14 protein-coding genes and 1 pseudogene are annotated in these 20,946 nt (G+C 43.3%); 12 read left to right on the top strand and 3 right to left on the bottom strand.

Translation table 11 applies throughout. The features are described 5' to 3' along the window. The 7 genes from ACT8YW_RS05030 to ACT8YW_RS05060 form a co-directional block, all read left to right on the top strand. Positions 1-194 (top strand): hypothetical protein (locus ACT8YW_RS05030; RefSeq protein WP_444104216.1); only part of this gene is annotated, 194 nt, incomplete at its 5' end. Positions 195-220: 26 nt separating this feature from the next. After that, positions 221-2,875, top strand: a complete 2,655-nt coding sequence (locus ACT8YW_RS05035) for a glycoside hydrolase family 2 protein (protein WP_444104217.1) — start codon at positions 221-223, stop codon at positions 2,873-2,875. A gap of 137 nt (positions 2,876-3,012) precedes the next feature. Beyond that, positions 3,013-7,443, top strand: coding sequence for a two-component regulator propeller domain-containing protein (locus ACT8YW_RS05040; RefSeq protein WP_444104218.1), 4,431 nt, complete (start codon positions 3,013-3,015; stop codon positions 7,441-7,443). Positions 7,444-7,501: 58 nt separating this feature from the next. Beyond that, entirely contained in the window at positions 7,502-9,184 is a 1,683-nt protein-coding gene (locus tag ACT8YW_RS05045; protein WP_444104219.1) for a polysaccharide lyase, read from the top strand. Between the two features lie 30 nt (positions 9,185-9,214). Further along, positions 9,215-12,340 (top strand): DUF6298 domain-containing protein, encoded by a 3,126-nt coding sequence (locus tag ACT8YW_RS05050; RefSeq protein ID WP_444104220.1) that lies wholly within the window; start codon positions 9,215-9,217, stop codon positions 12,338-12,340. A 176-nt stretch (positions 12,341-12,516) separates the two neighbouring features. Further along, positions 12,517-13,068, top strand: a complete 552-nt coding sequence (locus ACT8YW_RS05055; protein WP_004296026.1) for an RNA polymerase sigma factor — start codon at positions 12,517-12,519, stop codon at positions 13,066-13,068. 82 nt (positions 13,069-13,150) lie between these two features. Continuing rightward, positions 13,151-13,402 carry a hypothetical protein gene (locus ACT8YW_RS05060; RefSeq protein ID WP_004309749.1) on the top strand — a complete coding sequence of 84 codons (252 nt, stop codon included), beginning with the start codon at positions 13,151-13,153 and terminating at the stop codon, positions 13,400-13,402. A 118-nt stretch (positions 13,403-13,520) separates the two neighbouring features. Here the strand turns inward: ACT8YW_RS05060 and ACT8YW_RS05065 are convergent, their stop codons facing one another. Then, complete coding sequence (locus ACT8YW_RS05065; RefSeq protein WP_444104221.1) at positions 13,521-14,774, bottom strand: MFS transporter; 1,254 nt, start codon at positions 14,772-14,774, stop codon at positions 13,521-13,523. A gap of 77 nt (positions 14,775-14,851) precedes the next feature. Here ACT8YW_RS05065 and ACT8YW_RS05070 point away from each other — a divergent pair, with 77 nt between their 5' ends. Genes ACT8YW_RS05070 through ACT8YW_RS05080 form a run of 3 tightly spaced genes read left to right on the top strand, consistent with a single transcriptional unit; the run spans position 14,852 to position 16,846 of the window. After that, positions 14,852-15,619: a threonine/serine exporter family protein gene (locus tag ACT8YW_RS05070; protein WP_004296023.1), complete on the top strand. Its 768-nt coding sequence runs from the start codon at positions 14,852-14,854 to the stop codon at positions 15,617-15,619. A gap of 1 nt (position 15,620) precedes the next feature. Next, positions 15,621-16,106 (top strand): threonine/serine exporter family protein, encoded by a 486-nt coding sequence (locus tag ACT8YW_RS05075; RefSeq protein ID WP_004318282.1) that lies wholly within the window; start codon positions 15,621-15,623, stop codon positions 16,104-16,106. Positions 16,107-16,117: 11 nt separating this feature from the next. Further along, on the top strand, positions 16,118-16,846 hold the full coding sequence (locus ACT8YW_RS05080; protein ID WP_049702848.1) for a DUF6064 family protein: 729 nt from the start codon (positions 16,118-16,120) through the stop codon (positions 16,844-16,846). 151 nt (positions 16,847-16,997) lie between these two features. Here ACT8YW_RS05080 and kdsR read toward each other — a convergent pair whose 3' ends face one another. After that, on the bottom strand, positions 16,998-17,807 hold the full coding sequence (gene kdsR / locus ACT8YW_RS05085; protein WP_444104222.1) for a 3-ketodihydrosphingosine reductase: 810 nt from the start codon (positions 17,805-17,807) through the stop codon (positions 16,998-17,000). A gap of 37 nt (positions 17,808-17,844) precedes the next feature. Further along, positions 17,845-18,465 (bottom strand): HAD family hydrolase, encoded by a 621-nt coding sequence (locus ACT8YW_RS05090; protein WP_234153009.1) that lies wholly within the window; start codon positions 18,463-18,465, stop codon positions 17,845-17,847. Between the two features lie 253 nt (positions 18,466-18,718). Here ACT8YW_RS05090 and ACT8YW_RS05095 point away from each other — a divergent pair. Together ACT8YW_RS05095 and ACT8YW_RS05100 are read left to right on the top strand one after the other, a co-directional pair. Beyond that, positions 18,719-19,525: pseudogene (locus ACT8YW_RS05095) on the top strand (tetratricopeptide repeat protein); the annotation flags it as partial. Between the two features lie 356 nt (positions 19,526-19,881). Beyond that, the gene (locus ACT8YW_RS05100; protein ID WP_444104223.1) at positions 19,882-20,829 is read left to right on the top strand and encodes a helix-turn-helix domain-containing protein; all 948 of its coding nucleotides are present in this window, start codon (positions 19,882-19,884) and stop codon (positions 20,827-20,829) included. Positions 20,830-20,946 lie beyond the last annotated feature (117 nt).

Raw genomic sequence — 20,946 nt, forward strand, 5'->3', positions numbered from 1 at the left:
GACTTCAGGAAATGCTATTGCAAACCAATGGAGAACAAATACTCCTTTTCCCGGCGTGGCCGAAAGAATGGAACGTACATTTCAAACTTCATGCTCCAGGCGAAACAACAGTAGAAGCCACTCTGAAAGACGGAAAAGTGACGGATTTGAAAGTTTTACCGGAAAGTAGAGAAAAGGATATTATTATCATTTAGCGAATGAAATATATAAATAAAGAATTATGAATAAAAGACCATTTATCATCTTATCAGCTTTTCTGTTGCTATTCTCCTTGATAGAAAAAGGGCAGGCTACAGAAACTTACCGTCCCGAGACATCGGTTGCCGGATTCATCCAGCTTCCCGGTAGCGGGCGACAAGTCTATAATTTCAATCCGGGATGGCGCTTTTTCAAAGGCGATGTCCGGGGAGCAGAAGCGGTAAACTTTGATGATCGTTCCTGGAACGTCGTTTCCACTCCTCACACCGTAGAGTTGATGCCGGCCGAAGGAAGCGGATGCCGCAATTATCAGGGACCGGCCTGGTATCGTAAACACTTTGTCCTCCCCACCGAAACAAAAGGGCAACGGGTGGTGCTTCATTTTGAAGCAGCCATGGGCAAACAGATTCTTTATCTGAATGGTAAACGCATCCAGGAACATCTGGGAGGTTATCTGCCTTTTACTTTAGACTTGACTGCCAATGGCGTACAAGCCGGAGACTCTTGTCTGCTCGCTGTTTTCACGGACAACAGTGATGACAAATCCTATCCTCCCGGAAAACGTCAATATACATTAGACTTTGCTTATCATGGGGGCATTTACCGTGATGTATGGATGATTGCCAAATCTCCGGTAGCTATTACTGACGCTATTGATTCACAAACCGTTGGCGGTGGAGGTGTATTCGTTCATTTTGATAAGATCAGTGAAAAGAGTACGCAGGTATATGTAAACACCGAAGTGCAGAATGATGACGCCCGTTCCGAGTCAGTCACTGTAGAAACGACTTTGACAGATGCGGATGGAAAAGTAATCAAACGCAGTTCAGGAAAACTTTCTTTAAAGCCGGGAGAGAAAAAATCCATCCGTCAACAGATGGAAGTAAAGAATCCTACTCTTTGGTCACCGGATACACCTTATTTATATAGGGTACAATCACGTATTAAAAAAGGAAATAAATCCATTGACGGAGGCATTACCCGTGTCGGTATTCGTCTGGCAGAATTCCGTGGTAAAGACGGATTCTGGCTGAATGGCAAACCTTTCGGACAACTGGTAGGAGCCAATCGCCATCAGGATTTTGCATACGTAGGCAATGCTTTGCCGAACTCACAGCAATGGCGTGACGCCAAACGTTTACGTGATGCCGGATGCACCATTATTCGTGTAGCCCACTATCCCCAAGATCCTGCCTTTATGGATGCCTGTGACGAACTCGGCCTGTTCGTGATTGTCGCTACTCCGGGATGGCAGTACTGGAACAAAGACCCGAAATTCGGAGAGTTGGTTCATCAGAATACCCGCGAAATGATTCGTCGTGACCGTAATCACCCTTCCGTACTGATGTGGGAACCCATCTTGAATGAAACCTGCTATCCGCTCGATTTTGCCTTGAAGGCTCTTGAAATAACCAAAGAAGAATATCCCTATCCGGGACGTCCGGTAGCTGCTGCCGATGTCCATTCTGCCGGAGTGAAAGAGCATTATGACGTTGTTTATGGCTGGCCGGGTGATGATGAAAAGGAAGACAAGCCGGAGCAATGTATCTTTACCCGTGAATTCGGGGAGAATGTAGACGACTGGTATGCTCACAACAATAATAACCGTGCCAGCCGCAGTTGGGGAGAACGCCCGTTACTGGTACAGGCTATGTCTTTGGCAAAGAGCTATGACGAGATGTACCGCACGACCGGTTTGTTTATCGGTGGCGCCCAATGGCATCCGTTCGACCATCAGCGTGGCTACCATCCGGACCCTTATTGGGGCGGTATTTATGATGCTTTCCGTCAGAAGAAATATGCGTATGAAGTATTTCGTAGCCAGTCGCTGGCCAGTCTCCAACACCCATTGGCAGAATGTGGACCGATGATATTCATTGCTCATGAAATGTCACAATTCTCCGATAAGGACGTAGTTGTATTCACAAACTGTGATTCAGTCCGCCTTTCTATTTATGATGGAACGAAAACCTGGACGAAACCGGTGGTTCATGCCAAAGGGCACATGCCGAATACTCCCGTTATATTCGAGAATGTCTGGGACTTTTGGGAAGCACGCGGATATAGCTATACTCAAAAGAACTGGCAAAAGGTGAACATGGTTGCCGAAGGAATCATCAACGGAAAAGTGGTATGCATGCAAAAGAAAATGCCTTCCCGACGTTCCACCAAACTACGTCTTTATGTAGATACTCAAAAAGTGAACCTGGTAGCTGACGGCTCCGACTTTATCGTCGTAGTTGCTGAAGTAACCGATGATAGTGGAAATGTGCGCCGTCTGGCAAAAGAGAATATCGTTTTCACGGTAGAAGGTGAAGGAGAAATCATCGGAGATGCTACTATTGGCGCCAATCCCCGTGCGGTGGAGTTCGGCTCTGCTCCGGTGTTGATTCGTTCTACCCGGAAAGCCGGAAAAATAAAGGTGAAAGCCCGCGTACAGTTTGAGGGCACTCAAGCTCCGACAGCTACTGAAATCGAACTGGAAAGCGTTCCTGCAGAACTTCCTTTCTGCTATGAGGAACAGACTTATGAAATACAAAGGACAACACCGTCCACTCTTAATGTAAACCCGGGCAAAGAATCATCTGAAGGAAAAGTGCAACTGACAGAGGAAGAACGCCAACGGGTGTTAGATGAAGTAGAACGTCAACAGACTGAATTTGGAACTGAAAAATAGTACGATAAAAGTGATTAGCAGGTTAGTGATTAGTGATTAGCGGGGTGACCTGCCAACTTGTTTTTTATATGTTACTAAAGCACTATTCAAAAAAAAAGACTATCTTTGAGTACGTTTAATTCCAATTATAGCCATCAATGAGAAAACGGAATATTCTAATACTATTACTATCCATGATAGGCATGTATGCTTTTGCCTATCCAAATATGATTGTAGAACACTACACGGCTGAACGTGGTTTGCCTAATAATATCGTAAACTGTACATTAAAAGGACAAGACGGATTTATCTGGTTTGGTACCTGGTATGGACTATGCAGCTTTGACGGAAGTAAATTCCGTTCCTACGATAACCATGACGGCTTTTATTCCACAGATATTCCGCCGCGTAAAATTCAGCGTATCGTAGAAGATAAGAATGGTTTTCTGTGGATTAAGACTATCGACCGTAAGCTCTATCTGTTTGATAAACGGCATGAGAGCTTTCATGCCGTCTACGATGATGTGAAAGAATATTCCGAGAACATTCAGATTATCAAGATTCAGACGACCGAGGACGGCGACGTACTGTTACTGACAAAAGATAAAAGTCTTTTACGTGCGTACACCGACAAGGAAGGTAAAATAACGATGAAACAATTGCATGATTCGCGTCCTAACGTGAACGTGTACGACATGCGTCTGAAACACAACATATTCTGCGAAACAGCCGAGTTTATCAATTGGATCGGTATGGATTATCAGATTCTGTCCCTACGGAAAGGGGAAGCGCTGAAAGACAAACCTGCCGACTTTATACAGAAAAAAGTATCTGCTAACCCCGATCAGTTTACTTGTGCCTCCTATAATTCTAAATTCTTATGGTTGGGAGACAAGAAAGGCCACATTTATAGCATTGATCCGCAAAACGGAGTGGTTAACCGTTACGAGATACCGGAAATCAAACAGCCGGTTTCTAATTTGCTGGTAACGGAATCCGGTCTGATGTACATTACCACCAACGAAGGAGCATACGAGTACAATATCGGCTACAAGCAGTTGACCAAGCTCCCCTTTACCATCCCCGAAAAAGACAATGGAATTATATTCTATGATAAATATGATAAGGTATGGTTTCAGGAGGGTAACCAAGCATTGACCTATTATGATCCCCTGAACAGGAGCCATCACCGCTTTACATTCCCCAATCAGAACGCAATCGGCAATTTTGAAATGCAGGATGCCGGCGAACAAGGCATGTTCTTTATGACTCCGGGAGGGGAAATTCTTCTATTCGACAGGGAGAAACTGGAAATGACCCGTATCAACCAATTGAAGCCTTTCTCCGACGATCTTCCCAATCAGCTTTTCTTCCATCTTCTGCTGGATAAAGATGGCATCCTTTGGCTGGCATCTACAAGCAGCGGAGTATACAGGCTTAATTTCCCCAAGAAGCAATTCCAACTGCTGACAGAAGTTTCTCCATCTCCGGTAGTGCCCGAGAGATCGACTTCCTGGAACCAGGGAATACGTGCCCTCTTCCAGGCGCAAAATGGGGATATTTGGGTAGGAACCCGCTGGCAAGCCTTGTATCGCCTGGATCGTAACGGACAAGTGAAACAAATCTTCTCGGATAAGAACTATCTATTGGGAGCCGTATATCATATTATGGAAGACAAAGACGGTAATCTTTGGTTTTCCACCAAGGGAAACGGGCTTGTTAAAGCCGAACCGGACATGAATTCACCGCACGGGTTGCGTTTTACCCGTTATATCAATGACCCCAAGAATCCGAATTCTATCAGTAACAACGATGTGTACTTTACCTATCAGGACAGCCAGGGGCGCATTTGGGTAGGATTACTAGGAGGAGGTCTGAATCTAATTTCCGAAGAGAACGGAGCAATTACCTTTATCCATAAATACAATGGCTTGAAACAATATCCTGCATACGGTCTTTATATGGAGGTGCGTACCATGATGGAAGATGAAGACGGACGTATTTGGGTAGGAACAATGGATGGGCTGATGTCTTTCGACGGACATTTCACTACCCCCGAACAGATCCAGTTTGAAACGTACCGCCAGGTCAGCGAAAATTCAAACGTAGCGGATAACGATATTTATGTACTCTACAAAGATACTGATTCGCAAATCTGGGTAAGTGTATTCGGAGGCGGTTTGAATAGATTAGTCCGCTATGATAAAGAAAAGCGTGAGCCGATTTTCAAATCATACGGCATACGTGAAGGAATGAATAACGATGTAGTCAAGTCCATCGTAGAAGATAAAAACGGTAACTTGTGGTTTACAACAGAAATTGGCTTGTCTTGCTTCAATAAAGCTACCGAACAGTTTCGTAACTACGACAAATACGACGGTTTCCTGAACGTAGAACTGGAAGAGGGTAGTGCCCTCCGTACCTTGAATGGAGACTTGTGGATTGGTACCCGGCAGGGAATCCTGACATTCTCTCCCGACAAACTGGAAACATTGCATACGAACTACGATACACGTATTGTTGACTTTAAAGTTTCCAACCGCGATCTACGTAGTTTCCGCGAATGTCCGATCCTGAAAGAATCCATCACATACGCCAAAGCAATCGAACTGAACTACAATCAATCCATGTTCACGATTGAATTTGCCGCATTGAATTTCTACAATCAAAACCGGGTATCTTACCGGTATATACTTGAAGGATATGAAAAAGAATGGCACTATAATGGGAAAAACCGTATCGCTTCTTACACCAATGTGCCTCCCGGAGATTATACATTCCGTGTAGAATCAATAGACGAAGCCAATCCGGAGCTGGTTTCCAACTGTACACTGGCCATCACTATCCTTCCACCGTGGTGGTTGAGTTGGTGGGCAACCCTTATATATGTAATTCTAGGTTTGGCAGCTCTCTATTTCAGCCTGCGCCTGGCTTTCTTCATGCTTAAAATGAAGAATGATATTTATATCGAGCAGAAGGTATCAGAGATGAAAATCAAGTTCTTTACCAATATCTCCCATGAATTGCGCACTCCTTTGACATTGATAAAAGGTCCGATACAGGAACTAAGAGAACGCGAAAAGCTCTCTCCGAAAGGATTGCAATATGTGGATCTGATGGAGAAGAACACCAATCAAATGCTGCAATTAGTGAATCAGATCCTTGATTTCCGGAAGATTCAGAACGGCAAGATGCGTTTGCATGTATCATTAATTGATTTTAATGAGATGATAGCTTCTTTCCAGAAAGAATTCCGGGTACTTTCCGAAGAAAACGAGATCAGTTTTACTTTCCAGTTGCCGGATGAACCGATTATGGTATGGGCGGACAAGGAAAAAATGAGCATTGTTATCCGCAACATCATATCCAACGCATTCAAATTCACTCATTCCGGAGGAAGTATTTATATAACTACCGGATTGACAGACGACGGTAAACGTTGTTATGTACGGGTGGAAGATAACGGAGTAGGTATTCCACAAAATAAACTGACCGAGATTTTCGAACGCTTCTCGCAAGGAGAGAACGCGAAAAACTCCTATTATCAGGGCACGGGTATCGGATTGGCACTTTCAAAAGAGATCGTCAATCTGCATCACGGACAGATTCGTGCCGAAAGTCCCGAAGGACAAGGAGCGGTGTTTATTGTAGAACTCCTGATGGATAAGGAACATTACCGTCCGTCGGAAGTAGACTTCTATGTGGGAGATACGGAGACAGCCCCTGTTTCGGTAGAACAAGATCCTGTTGCAAATGCCATATCCGAAGACGGTACGGAAGAAGAACCGGAAATCGACGCTTCATTACCGACTCTTCTGTTGGTGGAAGATAACAAAGACCTTTGCCAGTTGATAAAGCTTCAGTTGGAGGACAAGTTCAATATCCATATTGCCAATAACGGAGTGGAAGGTTTGAAGAAAGTACATCTGTATCATCCGGATATTGTGGTGACCGATCAGATGATGCCCGAAATGGATGGGCTTGAAATGTTGCAATCCATCCGCAAAGATTTCCAAATCAGTCATATCCCTGTCATTATCCTGACTGCGAAGAATGATGAAGGCGCCAAGACCAAAGCGATCACTTTAGGGGCGAACGCCTACATCACCAAACCTTTCAGTAAGGAATATCTGTTGGCACGTATCGACCAGTTGCTTGCCGAACGGAAACTGTTCCGTGAACGAATCCGTCAGCAAATGGAAAACCAGACAACGACTGAAGAAGACAGCTACGAACAATTTTTGGTAAAGAAAGACGTACAGTTCCTCGAAAAGATACATCAGGTCATTGAAGAAAATATGGACGATAGTGACTTTAACATTGACACCATAGCATCCGGTATCGGATTGAGCCGTTCGGCATTCTTCAAGAAACTGAAGAGTCTTACCGGCCTGGCACCCGTCGATCTGGTAAAAGAGATTCGTTTGAATAAATCTATCGAGCTGATTAAAAATACGGATTTAAGTGTTTCCGAAATTGCTTTTGCTGTCGGATTCAAGGATTCGGGATATTATAGTAAGTGTTTCCGGAAAAAATATAATCAGTCCCCTCGCGAATATATGAATGAATGGCGGAAAGGAGAGAGATAACCGATTACAAAATGCTTTCTTAATCGTCCTTTTAGAAACCTAATTAAGATTCGAAAGAATGAACAACATTAAGAAAGTATTATCAGCGTGGATGCTGGTTGCCTGTGTACTACCTGTGGCAGCCCAGTATCCTGTAATTCCGGACTCGGTAAAAGCAAGAGGAGCAAAACAAGAAGCGGAGTTTGAACGGAAATCGGATGCGGCATGGGAAAAAGCTTTGCCGACAGTGTTAGAAGAAGCAAAGAAAGGTCGTCCCTATAAGCCTTGGGCCTCCAAACCCGAAGATTTGATAAAAAGTAATATCCCGGCTTTCCCCGGCGCGGAAGGCGGAGGTATGTATACTCCCGGTGGTCGTGGAGGTAAAGTGCTCGTGGTCACTTCGCTGGAAGATTCCGGCCCCGGAACATTGCGTGAAGCCTGCGAAACGGGAGGTGCACGTATTATTGTATTCAATGTAGCGGGAGTGATTCGTTTGAAAAGCCCGATTAGCGTACGTGCCCCTTATGTAACGATTGCCGGACAAACGGCTCCCGGAGATGGTATCTGCGTCACTGGACAATCTTTCCTGATTGATACACATGATGTTGTGATTCGCCACATGCGCTTCCGTCGCGGTGCGCAGAACGTAGCTTTCCGTGATGATGCAGTAGGAGGGAATGCAGTGGGAAATATCATGGTAGACCATTGCTCCGCCAGTTGGGGATTGGATGAAAACATGTCTATCTACCGTCATGTATACAACAGAGGGGCAGACGGACACGGGCTGAAACTTCCGACGGTAAACATTACCATCCAGAATTCTATTTTCTCTGAAGCATTGGATACCTACAATCATGCTTTCGGTGCAACCATCGGTGGGCATAACAGTATGTTCTGCCGTAATCTCTTTGCTTCCAACATCAGCCGGAATAGTTCGGTAGGTATAGACGGCGACTTTAACTTCGTCAATAATGTTGTTTTCAACTGGTGGAACCGTTCCGTAGACGGAGGCGATCACAACAGTTTCTACAATATGATAAACAACTACTTCAAACCCGGTCCGATCACTCCGATAGGTAAACCAATCTCTTATCGTATTCTCAAACCGGAAGCGGGACGTGACAAAAACAGACCGCTTTCATTCGGAAAAGCATACGTAAACGGAAATATTATCCATGGCAATGCCAAAGTTACAAAAGATAACTGGGACGGAGGCGTACAACTTAAAGAAGAGGTGGACGCCACAAAGTTTTTGCCGCTAATTAAATCGGACGAGGCTTTCAAAATGCCACCGGTAACTGTAATGGATACCAAAAAAGCTTATACCTTTGTATTAGATAATGTAGGAGCTAATTTTCCGAAACGTGACGCAGTAGATGCACGTGTCATTAAAACCGTACAAACAGGAAAGGCCATTTATGCGAAAGATGCACCGGAGTTTGTCTCTCCATACGTGAAGAGACGGTTACCGGCTGATTCTTATAAGCAAGGTATCATCACAGATATTCGTCAGGTAGGCGGACTGCCCGAATATAAAGGTGAAGCAGTAGTAGACTCGGACGGCGACGGTATGCCGGATATTTGGGAAATTGCCAATGGATTGAATCCGAATGACCCGATCGACGCCAACATGGACTGCAACGGTGACGGATATACCAATATTGAAAAATACATCAATGGTATAGACACCAGAAAGAAAGTGGACTGGACAGACTTGAAGAACAATTACGATACATTGTCTAAACGGAAAAGTCTGTTGTAACCGGATGAAAAGAGATTAAAGTTTATTGTAATGAATATACAAGTAAGAACGATCCTTTTAGGATTATTGAGCATTGGGTTTGTGCAAAGTTATGCGCAAACCTTTGCTTTACAGGTTAAGAATGACCAGATCACTTACCTGAATGATGATCGGGGAAACCGGATTCTCGATTTCTCTACATGCGGATATAAATCCTCCGAACAGAATATTCCTTCTGTCCGCAATGTGGTGTTTGTACCCTGGAAAGCCGGAGATAATACTGCGCGCATTCAACGTGCCATTGATTATGTAGCTTCGCTGACTCCCGACGCTTCCGGTTTTCGGGGAGCCGTATTACTCGATCAGGGAGAGTTTTCCCTGTCCGGCAGTATTCGTATCTCCGCATCCGGAATTGTATTGCGGGGAACGGATAAAGAAAAAACAATACTGCTGAAAAAGGGCGTAGACAGAGGTGCGCTTATCTATATGGAAGGAGTGGACGACCTGAATGTGCAAGACACATTGAAGGTGCTTTCCCACTATGTTCCGGTAAACGCGAGAACATTGGAAGTCGCTTCGGGTGTTTCTCTGAAAAAAGGAGATCGTGTCATGGTTACCCGTCCTTCCGGCAAAGAATGGATTGCCTCTTTGGGTTGTGATATCTTTGGAGGAGGTATCAGCGCTTTGGGATGGAAAGAAGGTGACATGGATCTGACTTGGGACAGAACAGTCTGCGAAGTAAACGGCAACCAGATAACACTGGATACTCCGCTAACCGTAGCTTTGGATGCTAACTATGGAACTTCTTCCCTGTTGACTTATCAATGGAACGGACGTATTCACGATTGTGGCGTAGAAAATATGACACTGATTTCTGATTACGACAAGCGTTATCCTAAAGACGAGGATCATTGCTGGACAGGTATCTCCATTGAAGATGCGGAAAACTGTTGGGTGAGACTGGTTAACTTCAAGCATTTTGCAGGAAGCGCTGTGATTGTTCAGCGCACAGGTTCCAAAATTACCGTTGAAGACTGTATCTCGAAAGAACCCGTTTCAGAAATCGGAGGGATGCGTCGTTGCACTTTCCATACGTTGGGACAACAAACCTTATTTCAACGCTGCTATTCGGAACAGGGTATTCATGACTTTGCTGCCGGATATTGCGCAGCCGGTCCTAATGCTTTTGTACAATGTGATTCGTATGAATCTTTGGGATTCAGTGGCTCTATTGATGCCTGGGCATGCGGACTGTTGTTTGACGTAGTAAATATCGACGGCCATAACCTGACTTTCAAGAATTTGGGACAAGATAAAAACGGAGCCGGTTGGAATACGGCAAACAGCTTGTTTTGGCAATGTACGGCAGCGGAAATCGAATGTTATGCCCCGGCAAAAGATGCGATGAACCGTGCATACGGTTGTTGGGCACAATTCTCCGGTGACGGTGAATGGGCACAATCCAACAATCATGTACAACCTCGCAGTATTTTTTATGCTCAATTGGAAGAACGGTTAAACAAAGAATGTGCAGAACGTGCACGTATTCTGCCCAGAAATACAAGTGCAACCAGTAGTCCTACAGTGGAAGTAGCTATGGAACTCGCTAAAGAAGCATATAATCCACGGTTGACGTTGGAACATTGGATAGGTGATAATAAGTTTGCTCCTTCGGTGGCATCAACCGGAGTAAAATCAATTGATGATATTAAAGAGAAAAAGAGCGCTGCACTTGCAAATTCTTCTTCTTTTTCTGCTGCTGCTAAATTATTAACCCAACCGGAAGTAACTGTAACCAATGGACGTATTCAGATGGACGGAGCTCTATTGGTTGGAGGTAGTCATACCACCCCTTGGTGGAACGGAAAGCTCAAAACCAATTATCTGAAAAAGGCAAGTCCGGCCATCACCCGCTTTGTGCCGGGACGCGAAGGATTGGGATTAACCGACCGCATTGATTCTGTAGTCGACTTTATGAAACAGAAAAACATTCTTGTTTTCGATCAGAATTACGGTCTTTGGTACGATCGTCGCCGGGATGACCACGAACGGGTTCGCCGTCGGGATGGTGATGTATGGGGACCTTTCTATGAACAGCCATTCGGTCGTAGCGGTCAGGGAACAGCATGGGAAGGATTGAGCAAATATGATTTGAAACGCCCTAATGCATGGTACTGGAGCCGCTTAAAAGAATTTGCGGAAAAAGGAAATAAGGACGGACTGCTGTTGTTCCATGAAAACTATTTCCAGCATAATATTTTGGAAGCCGGTGCGCATTGGGTAGATTCTCCATGGAGAAGCAGCAATAACATCAATCAGACCGGATTTCCTGAACCTGCTCCATTTGCCGGAGACAAACGAATCTTTGTGGCGGATATGTTCTATGACATTACTCATCCTGTCCGTCGTGAACTGCACAGACAATATATCCGCCAATGCCTGAATAACTTCGCGGACAATTCAAATGTTATTCAGTTGACAAGTGCCGAATTTACAGGCCCGTTGCACTTCGTACAATTTTGGTTGGACGTGATAGCTGAATGGGAAGCTGAAACCGGGAAGAAAGCGAAAGTGGCATTAAGTACAACGAAAGACGTACAGGATGCAATCCTTGCAGATCCTAAACGTGCTACCGTAGTAGATATTATTGATATCCGATACTGGCATTATAAAACAGATGGAATCTTTGCGCCGGAAGGTGGAAAGAATATGGCGCCACGTCAGCACATGCGTAAGATGAAAGTGGGAAAGGTGACTTTCACAGAAGCATATAAAGCTGTCAATGAGTATCGTCAGAAATTTCCTCAAAAGGCAGTGACATTCTACGCACAGAATTATCCGGCTATGGGATGGGCTGTATTCATGGCGGGAGGTTCATGTCCTGTAATTCCGTGCACAGATAAAGCGTTCCTGAAGGATGCAGCAGCCATGGAAGTGGAAGAAACAAATACGGACGAGTACAAGAAAATGGTAAAATCTGATATTGGAAGTATCATTTATTCCAAGTCCGGAACAGAAATTCCTGTTCAATTATCGTCCGGAAAGTATGTATTAAAGTACATTCATCCTGCTTCCGGGAAGATTGAAACGATAAATAAATCACTGAAAATAAATGGTTTATACAAACTAAAGGTGCCAGATAAGAAAGAAGGTATTTATTGGTTCCATAAGTTATAAAGCAGAGAATCCCGTTGAAGACCATTCAGCGGGATTTTTGCTTTTTATTGGTAATTTCTAGTAAAAGAGTGTTATAAAACATGATACTTGTTTTTTCAATCCACAAACCAGATTTTACCTAACGTTGCGGTCGATACTGCTTAGTTTTGCAACATCAAATCAATCGAATTAATGCTATGATGGAACAGACTAATCATTCAACCGACACTTTGCTCGCTTCTTTTCAAGCGGGAAATATGGCAGCTTTTTCACAGCTGTATAACTTGCACATCAACGTCCTTTTTAATTACGGATTGAAGTTGACCATTGATAAAGAGTTACTGAAAGATTGTATTCATGACATCTTCGTGAAACTCTATACAAAGAAAGATGAATTAGGAACAATCGATAATTTGAGATCTTATTTATTCATCTCCTTAAAGAATAAGTTGTGTGATGAACTTCGCAGACGTATGTATATGTCTGATACGGCAGTAGAAGAAGTTAGCATATCCACTCCTACAGATGTAGAAGATGATTATATGGAAGAAGAGCAACGCAAGAATGAATTTTCATTGGTTAGACGTCTGTTGGACCAATTATCTCCCCGCCAACGTGAAGCGCTTACATTATATTATATAGAAGAAAAGAAATACGAGGATATTTGCGAGATTATGAATATGAATTATCAGTCTGTACGCAACTTGATGCATCGCGGATTGACAAAGTTGCGTAGTCTGGCGAGTTAATTTTAGTAAAAAGGTAAATGGGTTGAGTACATAGACAGGATAACGCCGTCCTACTTATGTAAACGCTTAAAAAGGATGCGATATGTGCTCAAAGGTAATGGATTTTTTGACGGATGATGATTTTATCAACTATGTGCTGGGTGTAACTCCGCAATCAGCTTCCCAATGGGAAACTTATTTCAGAGAGCACCCGGAAGAGATGGCAGATGCAGAAGAAGCTAAAGCTGTATTATTGGCTCCGGCAAATGTAGACTGTGGCTTCTCAATAGTTGAAAATAACGAATTGAAAGATAGGATTATTAGTAGTATAAAAGATTTTTCGGGTATTTTGTAGATAGGTTAGTATAGTTAAGATAAAGTAGTTAGGTTAGTTAAGGCATTAAAAGATTGACGCAGTCTTTCACAGGAGGTTTAATTTTAAACACTGTGAAAGGCTGCGTTTTTTATTTGTTCTATTCAGGTTTATCGCTAGATTCCTGAATATTGAAAGCGCTACTGAAACTGACAATTAATACGATGCATCCGCCCAATATGCCGATAAGCATATAAGCGATACGGATATCGAACGCCTGCGAGATGGCACCGATAAGCAGGGGAGCAATCAACGAACCTATAAAACTGATGCTTGACAGAATGGTAAGTGCAATACTGACCGGTGTTTTTGATTTGGCTCCCACGAAGCTGTACAAAGTAGGCACAATGCAGGATATTCCCAAGCCGACCAACATGAAACCCAAAGAATTGATAATTACTTTCATGGCCATAGATTCGAAAACTCCTCCTAACAGGGCAGAAACAAAAAAGCCGATACAGATAAAGCTGCCCGCCAGTTGCAGGACTTTCTTCTTTCCCCAAAGCTGATAAGCATAGTTAGTCAGGAAACGGCCCGTTGCCATCATAATCATAAATACAAGAAAACCGATTTGCAATGATTTAGGTACATGAACCACTGATTCGAAATAAACGGCACTCCAGTCGAACATCGCACTTTCTACAATCAGCGCAAACAGTCCGACAAGTCCTAACTGCAAAAGCAACATTTCCGGTTTTTGAAATAACAGGCGAAAACCATTGGGAGCTTTGGCTGCATTTCTTTCCTGCGTCTTTGTATCAGAAACTTCCGCTTCCTGCGATGCGCTCTCCTGCAAATATTTCCGCCCGGAAAGTGCAATTATAAGGATGATGATAAATATCAGTGTATAATGCCAGATGGGGGAGACTCCTGCCAAAATCATTACGAAGCCGATAAGTGCTCCTGCACATGCCCCCAGACTCCATCCTCCATGAAAAGTGGCCATAATGGTTTTACCATAGATACGTTCCACCTCAATGCCTTGTGTATTGAATGATATATCGCACAAATTCCAGCACACACCGAAGCAAAAGAGCAGAAAGCCTAAAAGATAGACCTCATGGGCCAGCCCAATGCAAAGCAGGGATGAAGCGTATCCTAGGATACTGACCTGTACCATGCTCCGGCTTCCTAACTTCGAAACAAGATAACCAGCCAAGGGGATCGCGACAAATTTTCCGACAGGAATCATAAATAAAATCAGTCCCCAGTAGAAAGCATAATTTGCGGCAAAAACGTCTTTGAAATCAGGGATTCGGCTAGCCCAACTTGCCATACAAAGTCCTTGAGCGAAGAAAAAAGTCAATATGGCAAAGCGTATTCTCTCTTTAGGATGCGTAAATTGGTTATTCATGCATTTTTTATTTTTAATCGCGGCAAAGGTATCTATTTTTTTTGTACTTTTGCGCCCGATTTAAAAATATCATATTCATGAAGACAGGCGAATCTTTATTATCCATAGGTAAATTTATTGCAGAATATTCAGCCCATTTAATGGGAGCCGGAGTACACACCTCGCGGGTAGTACGTAACACAAAGCGTATTGGAGAGGCTTTCGGACTAGATGTCAAATTAAGCGTATTTCATAGAAACATCATTCTGACTATTATAGACAAAGAAACAAACGAGGCTTGTAACGAGGTTATAGACATTCCTGCACACCCGATCAGTTTTGAACATAATTCAGAGTTAAGCGCATTGAGCTGGGAAGCAGTAGACAATCATTTGTCATTGGAAGAATTGAAAGACAAATACAAGAAGATTATTTCTGCTCCGCGGATACATCCGCTTTTCGTTTTACTACTGGTAGGATTTGCCAATGCGTCTTTCTGCAAATTGTTCGGCGGTGATTTAATTTCGATGGGAATTGTGTTCTCGGCTACCATTACAGGATTCTACCTGAAACAACAAATGCAGGCGAAAAAGATCAATCATTATGTTGTATTTATAGTCTCGGCTTTTGTTGCTTCCCTGTGTGCTTCCACCGCGCTGATTTTCGACACAACTTCGGAGATTGCCATGGCAACCAGCGTGCTTTATCTTGTGCCTGGGGTGCCTTTGATTAATGGCGTGATTGATGTAGTAGAGGGATATGTATTAACAGGATTTGCCCGTCTGACAGAGGCTTCTTTGTTGATTGTCAGCATCGCTATCGGACTTTCCTTCACATTATTAATGGTAAAAAACAGTTTAATTTGATATGATAGCACTTGACATTCTTACGGATGGATTTTTTGCAGCAGTAGCAGGTATAGGATTTGGGGCGATTTCCGATCCTCCTTTGCGTGCATTCAAAATGATTGCCATACTGGCAGCACTGGGACACGCCTGTCGTTTTTGTTTGATGACCTATTTAGGCGTGGATATTGCCACAGGTTCGTTGTTTGCCGGATTAGTCATCGGCTTCGGTAGTTTGTGGTTAGGGAAAAAAGTATATTGCCCGATGACGGTATTGTACATTCCGGCGTTACTTCCCATGATTCCGGGAAAGTTTGCATACAACATGGTATTTTCACTTATCATGTGTCTGCAAAATGTGAATGATCCGGATAAACTGGACAAGTTTATGTCGATGTTCTTCTCTAATACTCTGATAGCAAGCACAGTGATTTTCATGTTGGCGGTAGGAGCTACGTTCCCGATGTTCCTGTTCCCACATAGAGCCTTTTCATTAACAAGACACTAAAACGAACGTTTATGGAGATTTTTTGGAGAACAATTGCATATTATAATTCAGCTACCTGGCTGTTACAGATAGTTATCATTCTGATTGGTATTGCATTGACCGGATTGCTTATCGGCCGACCACGTCCGTGGGTGAAAATGGCGATGAAGTTCTATATGATAGGTCTGTATACGTGGATTTCGGTGGTCTACTATTATATCTACTGTGAAGAACGTAGTTATAATGGGGTGATGGCTATGTTTTGGGGTGTGATGGCTATCATTTGGATATGGGATGCGATTACGGGATATACTACCTTCGAACGTACCCACAAATATGATCTACTGTCTTATGTCCTGTTGGCAATGCCTTTTATATACCCTTTGGTTTCACTGGCACGCGGACTCTCGTTTCCGGAAATGACTTCTCCGGTCATGCCTTGTTCGGTAGTTGTGTTTACCATCGGATTATTATTGCTGTTTGCGCAAAAGGTCAATATGTTTTTGGTATTGTTCCTTTGCCACTGGTCGCTGATCGGATTATCCAAAACTTATTTCTTTCAGATTCCGGAAGATTTCTTGTTGGCAAGTGCCACGATCCCCGGCCTGTATCTTTTCTTCAGGGAGTATTTCCTGAATAATCTGCATGCCGACACCAAGCCGAAAGCAAAATATATCAATTGGCTGTTGATAAGCGTTTGCGTCGGACTGGCCGTGTTGCTGACTACTACCATGTTTTTGGAATTGGTTCCGAAGGGTTAATCCGGAAACATAGAAGGTATTCAAATCAAAAAAAAGAGGCAGTTCAAAAAAGCCTTGATTTTATAAAATCGTCCTTACTACGATAAACTGTAGTAAGGACGATTTTTCTTTTAGGAACTTTGGGAACAGTTTCTTTTATATATCGTATCGTTTACTTAATTGCATAGAATATCCGTAAGGCATACTGCATCACTGCATCAGGCAACCATTTTTTGCTCTTCGCAAACAATACCTGTATCCAGGGACCTACTTTCGTCCGAAAAGGAGGATTGGTACGTTCCACTATCTTACAGATGGCAGCACCCAACTTCTGCGGATGGCATCCATTACGTTCTTCTTTTTCTATAATCCCCAATGATTTCAGAAAACTTTCTCCGTAATCGGCATCCAGTCTTGTCTGTTCGGAGATATTCCGGTTATCAGTAAATCCGGTGTTGAAGTCTCCCGGTTCTACTACACAAACTTTTATATGGAACGGATGAACCTCTAAAGCCAATGCTTCGCTATATCCCTCCACAGCAAATTTCGAAGCAGAATAAAATCCCTGATAGGGGATTCCCATTACACCACCGATAGAGCTGATATTGATAATCTTACCTTTTCGCACCTTTCGCATAGATGGCAAAACAGCTTTACACATATTCACTACACCGAAGAAGTTTGTATTCATTTGTATATTCACTTCTTCTTCAGTGGCAAGTTCCAATGCGCCGCCGATACCTATTCCAGCATTATTAATCAATACATCAATCCGTCCCTGCTCCGATAGAATCCGCTCTACGGCCCGACAAACGGAAAGGAAATTGGTGACATCGACAACAAGCATCTTAACGTGATTCATGTCTTCGGAAGGTTTCCGGCTTGTTCCATAAACGATGTGCCCTCGTTCCGATAACATTTGAGCGGTAATCTTGCCGAATCCGGAAGATGCTCCGGTGATAAGTATGACTTGTGGTTGCATATTTCTTATTTGCGGTATGATACTAACTGCTCAATTTTCATTTCTCCAAGATAGCAGTCATTTCTTCCCGCCAATCTTCACCATTCTTCGGCTGGAACGTTTCAAATCCGAGTTCCTTGCCTATATGGATATTTGAAGCGCCGTCATCAACAAATAAAGTTTCGGAAGGAATGATATTACAATCATTCACCATAAATTCGAAAATTTCGGGTGCAGGTTTCGTGTGACCGACCTGATAAGACAAATATAGTTTGTCACAATAATCATTCAACGGCTTTTTCTTCGATGAGAAATCGGGGCTGCATGCCCACGACATAACAAAAGGATTGGTATTACTTAAAATATACACATGATAGGACTTTCTCAATTCCAATATATAATCAAGTTTATTTAGATTTACTTCGTTGAAAAAGCCCAGCCATGCCTGTTTAGTTTCCTCCATCGACAATGGACGGCCACATAAATCTCCCAGTTGTTTCCGAAACTCATCCGCACTTAGCTTTCCTTCTTCCAGTTCTTGAAAGATGCCGGTCTGGTGATATTTATCCAGCCGGGTATCAGCATCTGCCAGTCCCAGTTTGATAAATGCCTGAACCGCTTTGTCACGGTCAATATCTACAATCACTCCTCCAAAATCAAATACAATGTTTTTAATCATGATATATAATTTTCTTGTTTGCTACAAAGATACGGCTTATCTTCTTAATTAATAGCCCGCAACGGCTTGATATTTGTCAAAAAAACATAGTGACGCTATCCTGTCAGGATAGTGACGCCATTTAGCAAGGATAGTGTCACTATAAGAACAGGATAGCGTCACTATATTTTGTGTAACTTATAGAAGCATAAATGCCGATTATTTTTTATATTTGCAAATCCAATCAATCCTTTGCAAAGACAAAAATAGAGTTATGAATAATCTTCGAATTTTATTGTATATGATGCTCCTTTCACTAGCTGCCTGCCATCCGGAAGGGACGAGCGTGAAGCAAGGGCTGGACAAGGCTGCGCAACTGATGGAGCAGGACCCTGATACAGCATCCATTATTCTTGAGACTATTCAGTCAAGCCAAATGAATGAGGCTCAACTGGCAGAGTATAATTTATTGTGTACCCAGCTAAACGAGGATAAAAACATTCCTCATTCCTCTGATAAGCAGATTAGGCAGGCGGCATCTTATTATGAGCAGAATGGCGATGAATATCAAAAATCAAAAGCATATTATTATCTTGCTTGTGTAGAAAGTGATTTGGAACAGAAAGAGGATGCAGAGATCCACTTTAAGGAGGCAATCAAACTTGCCAAAGAAACAGAGGAATACGATCATCTGGCAAAAATATGCAAACGATGTAGTCTTTATTATCAGAAATACGGTAACTTTGATGAAGCACTGGAAATGGAAAGAAAGGCATACGCCAGTCAGTTGATATTAAATGATAACAAAAGTGATTCTTCGGTCATTCTGTCTTCTGCTTTAGGTATGTTTGGTGTGATGTCTTTGTTGCTTGGACTACTCTGGAAGAAAAACCGGCACGCACTTTCCCAACTGGATCTTTTCAAAGAGGAAATACTGAAGAAAGATGTCGAGTCGGATAAGCTGATGTTGCAATGTAATCATCTCGAAGAGAAGTATCAGTCTCTTCAGTTACATATCTATGAAAGTTCTCCGGTTGTCTCAAAAGTACGGCAGTTTAAGGAACGGAATGTTTTGTCTTCTGTATTTAGATATGCGTAACCACCTGCAAACAACGAGAATTACCTGCAACTAAACTATTAAATATCAATACTATTTAAAATTTAACACTTCACACACCTTATTTGTTGTTCCGCCATTTTCCGCATATTTTTGTGACGTATTTCTATTGCGGTGAATGTACGGGATTTTTTATTGCTACAAAATCGAAGCCTGTTGACATCGGTTTACAACCGTTTACCAAAGGCGACAAACGGCAGAGAAAAATGCGAAGACTGCCACAGATATTTACCCGGTTTACAACAGACGACAACGGTTGACCTATGTTCACTTCCCGATAGAATACACGAAAAGAGTGTGAAATATCAAAAAAGGGAAGAATGAAGACAACCAAGAAATGTGTATTTTGCGGCAGAGCGTTCACAACCAACAGCGGTATGCGGAAATACTGCTCCGTGCGTTGTGCTGACGAAGCCAAGAAAGCGAAGAAGAAACGGCAGCAGGATTTGCTCAATGCCGTAGAACCAGTTTTAGAGATACAGTATCAGGAGTATCTCACCTTTTCAAAGGCGGCAATCCTCATGGGATGCTCACGCCAGTACATTTACAAGCTCGTGGCACAAGGCAGGCTGCGAGCCTCGCGCATCAGCAACCGCATGGCGTTCATACGCAGGGCCGACATCGAAAAGATGCTGGAGGACAACCCTTATAGTAGGGTGATGCCCGGTACCCGTCCGAAGCTGGACACTGCCACCGGTCAAAAGAAGTCCGGCAAGGAGAGACAAGCCGCTGTACCGGCTTCCGAAGAAATCCTCTCCTACATTTCCGGTGAGGAAGTCCTTTCCATTTATAAGGTAAAAAAGTCATGGCTTTACACCACCGCTAAGCGCAACCAAATCCCCATCTGTAAAATTGTGGGTAAGAACTATTACAGCAAAAGCCATGTGGAGGAGTGTCTCGGTCTGACCACGGACATTGCCGCCATCACGGACTGGCTCACCACGGAACAGGTGTTTGAGGTGTTCGGCATGAAATCGAAAGCCATCCATGCCTATGCCTACAGACATGGCATTCCCACCAAAAAGGAATACGGCATCCTTTATTATTCGAAGACACACCTTGACGAGTTGCGCCGAATTGACCTGACAGAGGACGAGAACTATTGCACCGTGGAAGACGTGTCGGAAAAATACGGACTTTCCAAGGCCAACATCCACCACATCGTCAAGGTACACGGCATCGGAAAGCGGAAAGTGGGTATCAGAAACTTCCTGCTCCGTTGCGATGTGGAACGTGCGATGGCGGAAAGAGCCGCCAAAAGGCTGTAGCCGTCGGCAAATTCCCATTGACGGCACGTTTATCTGTCAATTACCGTCAATGACAGGCATCAACGGCATATCATTCAGTTCCTTTGCACCGTGGAGAAAAGCTCCACCAAGTAATAT

Origin of the sequence: Bacteroides sp. (assembly GCF_052357945.1) — a bacterium.
Classification (GTDB): domain Bacteria; phylum Bacteroidota; class Bacteroidia; order Bacteroidales; family Bacteroidaceae; genus Bacteroides.

What these genes read in the sequence shown, in the direction of transcription:
- ACT8YW_RS05035 (WP_444104217.1), top strand. Translation starts at nt 221, where the DNA reads ATGAATAAAAGACCATTTATCATCTTATCAGCTTTTCTGTTGCTATTC.
- ACT8YW_RS05040 (WP_444104218.1), top strand. Translation starts at nt 3,013, where the DNA reads ATGAGAAAACGGAATATTCTAATACTATTACTATCCATGATAGGCATG.
- ACT8YW_RS05045 (WP_444104219.1), top strand. Translation starts at nt 7,502, where the DNA reads ATGAACAACATTAAGAAAGTATTATCAGCGTGGATGCTGGTTGCCTGT.
- ACT8YW_RS05050 (WP_444104220.1), top strand. Translation starts at nt 9,215, where the DNA reads ATGAATATACAAGTAAGAACGATCCTTTTAGGATTATTGAGCATTGGG.
- ACT8YW_RS05055 (WP_004296026.1), top strand. Translation starts at nt 12,517, where the DNA reads ATGATGGAACAGACTAATCATTCAACCGACACTTTGCTCGCTTCTTTT.
- ACT8YW_RS05060 (WP_004309749.1), top strand. Translation starts at nt 13,151, where the DNA reads ATGTGCTCAAAGGTAATGGATTTTTTGACGGATGATGATTTTATCAAC.
- ACT8YW_RS05065 (WP_444104221.1), bottom strand. Translation starts at nt 14,774, where the DNA reads ATGAATAACCAATTTACGCATCCTAAAGAGAGAATACGCTTTGCCATA.
- ACT8YW_RS05070 (WP_004296023.1), top strand. Translation starts at nt 14,852, where the DNA reads ATGAAGACAGGCGAATCTTTATTATCCATAGGTAAATTTATTGCAGAA.
- ACT8YW_RS05075 (WP_004318282.1), top strand. Translation starts at nt 15,621, where the DNA reads ATGATAGCACTTGACATTCTTACGGATGGATTTTTTGCAGCAGTAGCA.
- ACT8YW_RS05080 (WP_049702848.1), top strand. Translation starts at nt 16,118, where the DNA reads ATGGAGATTTTTTGGAGAACAATTGCATATTATAATTCAGCTACCTGG.
- kdsR (WP_444104222.1), bottom strand. Translation starts at nt 17,807, where the DNA reads ATGCAACCACAAGTCATACTTATCACCGGAGCATCTTCCGGATTCGGC.
- ACT8YW_RS05090 (WP_234153009.1), bottom strand. Translation starts at nt 18,465, where the DNA reads ATGATTAAAAACATTGTATTTGATTTTGGAGGAGTGATTGTAGATATT.
- ACT8YW_RS05100 (WP_444104223.1), top strand. Translation starts at nt 19,882, where the DNA reads ATGAAGACAACCAAGAAATGTGTATTTTGCGGCAGAGCGTTCACAACC.